Genomic DNA, 4965 nt, shown 5'->3' on the forward strand with positions numbered 1-4965 from the left:
TCCGCCGGTCGCGGCGTCGCCACCGGCCGGGCCGGAGTCGGAGGTCGCGACCGCATCGCCGGACCCGGAGGACCCGGACTGCCCGGATCGCGTGCGCCGACGGGGAGTGCCGGATCCGCGCCCGGATCCCCGGGCGTCGCGATCGGACTGACGACGACCGGAACCGGTCCCGGTCGCGGCCCCGATCCGGCCCCCCGCGCCCTCCGGGATGCCGAGGTCGGTCCGGAGGTGAGGAGACGTCGAATAGGTCTCGGCGGGCTCGCCGTGGCCGAGGCCGAGCGCCTTGTCGATCAGGCCCCAGCGCGGGAGGTCGTCCCAGTCGACGAGCGTGACCGCGACCCCCTTCCGTCCGGCTCGTCCGGTACGACCGATCCGGTGGACGTAGGTCTTCTCGTCCTCGGGGCACTGGTAGTTGATGACGTGGGTGACGTCGTCGACGTCGATGCCGCGCGCCGCCACGTCGGTCGCCACGAGGACGTCGACGTCCCCGGACCTGAAGGCCGTCAGCGACTTCTCGCGCGCGCCCTGGCCCAGGTCTCCGTGGATCGCCCCCACCCGGAATCCCCGCTCGGCCAGGTCGTCGGCCACCTTCTGTGCCGTGCGCTTGGTGCGACAGAAGATCATCGTGGCGCCGCGTCCCTCGGCCTGCAGGATTCGCGAGACCACCTCGGGCTTGTCCATGGAGTGCGCGCGATAGACGAACTGGGTGGTGTTCTCGTGCGTGGCGCCGGAGTCGGCCGCCTCCGCCCGGATGTGCGTGGGCTTGGTGAGGAACGTGCGGGCCAGGGTGATGATCGGTCCCGGCATGGTGGCCGAGAAGAGCATGGTCTGACGCTGGTCGGGCACCATCCGGAGCAGTTTCTCGATGTCCGGCAGGAAGCCCAGGTCGAGCATCTCGTCGGCTTCGTCGAGGACGAGCACCTCGACCTTGCCGAGCACCAGCTTCGACTGGTTGGCGAGGTCGAGCAGTCGCCCGGGGGTCCCCACCACCACGTCGACGCCCTTCTCGAGAGCGTCGGTCTGCTGCTCATAGGGGGTGCCACCGTAGATGGACAGCACCTTGAGCGGGCGGGTCCCCGACCGGCCCGGGGCGGTGAGCCCGGTGGCGGCGATCTTGAGGTCCTGGGTGACCTGGACGCACAACTCGCGGGTGGGCACGATGACCAGGGCTCGTGGCGTGCCGTCGAGTTCCCGGGTCACCTCGCCCGTGGAGATGCGGTGCAGGAGCGGTACGCCGAACCCGTAGGTCTTGCCCATCCCCGTGCGGGCCTGGCCGATCAGGTCGGAACCGGCGAGGGCCAGCGGCAGGGTCAGTTCCTGGATGGCGAAGGTGTGGGTGATGCCTCGCTCACCGAGCGCGGTGACGATCTCGGGACGGACCCCGAGTTCGGCGAAGCTGGGGGAAGAATCGGAGGACGGGGCGTCGACGACGGCCGTCGTCGTGGCCATGCCGTCGATTTCGCTGGTGGTCACATCGGTGGTGGACAGGGCGGTGCCTTTCTCGTCTCGCGCGCGGATGGTCGGGCCGTGTCGTAGAGAGGGCCTCGGCGAGCGGGGCGCGCGCACATTTCCACGTGGATCCTCGGTGCGGGGCCCGGACTACGGGCCGGGCGCGGGTGTGATCCACGTGCACCCACCCTATCCCGTGGCGCCCCGGTGCACAGGGTCCGGGCTAGCCTGGGTCCCACGCAACACCGACGATGGCGTGACAGGCGCCGACGATGAGAAGGGCAGTAACCGTGGAGGTCAAGATCGGCATCGCCGACAGCAATCGCGAGCTCGTGTTCAAGACCGGCATGAAGCCGGAGGACGTGCACGCCCGCGTCGAGGCCGCTCTCACCGCGGAGAGCAAGGCGGTCCTGGAGCTGGACGACGAGAAGGGCCGTCGCTATCTCGTGTCGACCGACAGGGTCGCCTACGTCGAGATCGGCGAATCGGCGCGCCGCCCGGTGGGATTCCTCTCCTAGGAGTCGTGGGCGCGGGAATCCTGCGGGTGGGCGTCGTTGGCGGAACGATCCCCGCCCTGGCGGGGGATCTTCGACAGTCCACCCCAGCACAGGGTGACCGTCGTGGAGACGGCGTCGGCGCGGGAGATCGGTCGGCCCGCGTCGAGCCAGTGCCCGGCACTCACCCGACTCGCCCCCACCAGGCCCACCGCGAGCAGTCGCGACCGGTGCGCGTCGAGCCCGGAATCGCCCCGAACCAGGTCGTGTACGGCGTCGATGCAGCCGTCGGTGGCGCGGTCGAGTTCGCGCCGGACGTCCTCGTCGCCGGACTCGGAGGCGAACACCAGGCGGAAACCCTTGGTATCGGAATCGGCGTACGCGAAGAACGTGTCCACGGCGGCCTCGACACGGCGCCGGTTGTCGGAGGTCGAGTCGAGCGCCGCCCGGATGCGGCCGAGCAGCTCGTCCACGTGGTGACGCAGGACCTCGATGTACAGGTCCCGCTTGGAGTTGAAGTGCTGGTAGAGCACAGGCTTGGAGACGCCGGCGAGGACGGCGATGTCGTCCATCCCCGAGGAGTGGAAGCCCTGGTCGACGAAGACGGCCCCCGCGGCGTCGAGGAGCTGCCGGCGTCGGGCTCCGCGGGGCAGCCGGGTGGCCCTGGCGCGCCCCGGAGCCGTCGGAAACGGTCCGCCCGGGCTTGTCATCGTCTGGCTCCTGTCCTCCCGGACGTCGGGTCGACGGTCGACCGGGCCTGACGCACAATACCCGTACCCTCGGAGTGCCGGAGAAGGCGACCACCTCGGGATGTGGAATCGTGGAGACCATCACTCGGGCCTGACGCGGGCCTGACCGGAGCGGACGTGGAGGCGCGGATGAGCGACGGCCGTCGCCGGATGTCGAACGATGTCGACGCCGAGCCCACCGCTCGGGGTGGCGTTCCGGGCCAGCGCGGGCACAGTACTCCGTACTACCCTCCGCACGGTGAGCCGCTGCGCGCTCCCTGGGATCCCGAGGCGGAGAGAACCCCCGGGCGTCGCCGTTCGGTCCCCGGCGCCAGAGACCATCTGCGCAAACAGAGCCCTGTCGGCCGGTTCTTCACCACGTGGGGGTGGCGCGCGTACGCGATCCCGGTTCTGGTGGTGCTCACCGCGCTCGTGATCGCCGACTCCGTGACGGGTGCCGGTCCGGACGACGGCGACGGCGTGGGGGAGACGGCGGAGACTCCCGCGCTGATGGGGGAGCCGCCGCGGGGACAGGTGCCCCCGAGCGGGGAGCTGCCGGACGGGGGGCCGTTCGAGGAGGCCGGCGAGGGCGTGTTCCGGGTGGTGCCCGGGGGCACGGACCGCGTGGGGCGTCCCGAGGCCGAGCAGTTCACCTACACCGTCGAGGTCGAGGAGGGCATCGACACGACGGATTTCGGAGGCGACGACTCGGTGGCCCGGATGGTGGACGCAACGTTGGCCAACCCCAAGAGCTGGACGGCGGACGGGGCGGTGGCGTTCCAGCGCACGTCCGGTGACGAGCCCGCGTTCCGGGTGAGCCTGGCCAGTCCCCGCACCGTCCGTGAGAACTGCGGTTACGAGATCGAGCTCGAGACCAGCTGCTACAACCCGTCCACCGACAGGGTCTACCTCAATCTCGCCCGGTGGATCCGCGGCGCGCGGTCCTTCCAGGGCGACATCGGTTCCTACCGGCAGTACCTCGTCAACCACGAGGTCGGCCACGCCATCGGCTACCCGGACCACGAACCGTGCCCCGCGGACGGGGCGCTCGCGCCGATCATGATGCAACAGACCCTCGGGGTCGCCAACCACGAGATCTTCGTCCTCGACAACGAGGGCGTGGTCCCGGACAACGACGACACCTGCCTCTACAACGCGTGGCCGTACCCCGACGGCCCGCCGGTGAACCGGTGACCCCCGTGGCCGGTGACGGCACCGGAGCGCTCCCGCCCCTCGTGCCCCCGGTGCCCTCTCTGACGGCGGAGGAGCGCGCCCGCTATTCCCGGCATCTTCTGTTGGAGGCCGTCGGTGACGAGGGGCAGCGTCGTCTGCGTGCCGCGTCGGTGTTCGTGGTGGGGGCGGGAGGCCTCGGCGCGCCGGTCCTGATGTACCTCGCCGCGGCGGGCGTCGGGCGCATCACCGTGATCGACGACGACGAGGTCGACCAGGGCAACCTGCACCGGCAGGTGATCCACTCCGTGCCGGCGATCGGCCGACCCAAGGTCGAGTCCGCCCGGGAGAGACTGGCCGAGCTGGCGCCCGGAGTGAGGGTGGAGGCCGTCCACGCCCGACTCGACGCGCTGAACATCGATGCTCTGCTCGAGGGCCACCATCTGGTGGTCGACGGCAGCGACAACTTCTCGACGCGCTACCTCGTCTCGGATGCCTGCGAGATCGCCGGGATCCCGGTCGTCTGGGGGACCATCGACCGCTTCCGGGCCCAACTCGCCGTCTTCTGGTCCCGTCCGCCCACGCCCGCGGACCCCGTCACCCTCCGGGACCTCTACCCGGCCCCGCCGCCGCCCGGCTCGGTCCCGAGCTGCGCCGAGGCCGGGGTTGTGGGTGCGCTGTGCGGCACGGTGGGATCGATGATGGCGATGGAGGCGGTCAAGCTGATCACAGGGTCCGGCAGGCCGCTGCTCGGCCGACTCGTGTTGATGGACCTGCTCGAGACCACACACCGGACCGTGACGATCCGACCGGACCCGTCCCGCACCCCGGTGACGTGTCTGCCGGACGGGGGAGTCGAGAGCTGTGAGGTCAGGTCGCCGGACGCGCAGGACGTGCCCACCGTGTCGGCGACCGCCCTGGCCGCCGAACTGGCGGGGGCGGGGTCATCCGGGGCTGTCGCACCCGTCCTGGTCGACGTCCGTGGTGCCGGGGAGCGATCGATCGCGGCGATCGATCCCTCGGTGTGGGTACCGCTGGACACGGTCGCCGAGGTGGCCTCGGACCCGACCGGGGCCCTCGGGCGGGCCGCGGCCCGGGGGCCGCTCGTCGTGTACTGCAAGTCG

The 4965-nt window shown here is 71.1% G+C and carries 5 protein-coding genes; 3 read left to right on the top strand and 2 right to left on the bottom strand.

The genetic code is table 11. The features are described from left to right. The coding region (locus tag G6026_RS04780) for a DEAD/DEAH box helicase (RefSeq protein WP_182612385.1) at positions 1-1449 on the bottom strand (1449 nt) is incomplete at its 3' end. A gap of 290 nt (positions 1450-1739) precedes the next feature. Here G6026_RS04780 and G6026_RS04785 point away from each other — a divergent pair. Next, positions 1740-1967: a DUF3107 domain-containing protein gene (locus G6026_RS04785; RefSeq protein ID WP_107755955.1), complete on the top strand. Its 228-nt coding sequence runs from the start codon at positions 1740-1742 to the stop codon at positions 1965-1967. Here the strand turns inward: G6026_RS04785 and G6026_RS04790 are convergent. Continuing rightward, a complete protein-coding gene (locus G6026_RS04790) occupies positions 1964-2653 on the bottom strand; it encodes a TetR/AcrR family transcriptional regulator (protein ID WP_182612383.1) in 690 nt (229 codons plus the stop codon). The two genes, G6026_RS04785 and G6026_RS04790, sit on opposite strands and share 4 nt — an antisense overlap. Before the next feature lie 168 nt (positions 2654-2821). Between G6026_RS04790 and G6026_RS04795 the strand changes: the two genes are divergently transcribed. Together G6026_RS04795 and G6026_RS04800 are read left to right on the top strand one after the other, a co-directional pair. After that, on the top strand, positions 2822-3865 hold the full coding sequence (locus tag G6026_RS04795) for a DUF3152 domain-containing protein (protein ID WP_194305441.1): 1044 nt from the start codon (positions 2822-2824) through the stop codon (positions 3863-3865). Continuing rightward, positions 3862-4965, top strand: a 1104-nt coding sequence (locus G6026_RS04800) for a ThiF family adenylyltransferase (RefSeq protein ID WP_347238066.1), incomplete at its 3' end; no start/stop codon positions are given. The genes G6026_RS04795 and G6026_RS04800, both read left to right, overlap by 4 nt.

Origin of the sequence: Dietzia sp. DQ11-38-2, from assembly GCF_014145055.1 — a bacterium.
Lineage (GTDB): Bacteria > Actinomycetota > Actinomycetes > Mycobacteriales > Mycobacteriaceae > Dietzia.

What these genes read in the sequence shown, in the direction of transcription:
- G6026_RS04795 (WP_194305441.1), top strand. Translation starts at nt 2,822, where the DNA reads ATGAGCGACGGCCGTCGCCGGATGTCGAACGATGTCGACGCCGAGCCC.
- G6026_RS04790 (WP_182612383.1), bottom strand. Translation starts at nt 2,653, where the DNA reads ATGACAAGCCCGGGCGGACCGTTTCCGACGGCTCCGGGGCGCGCCAGG.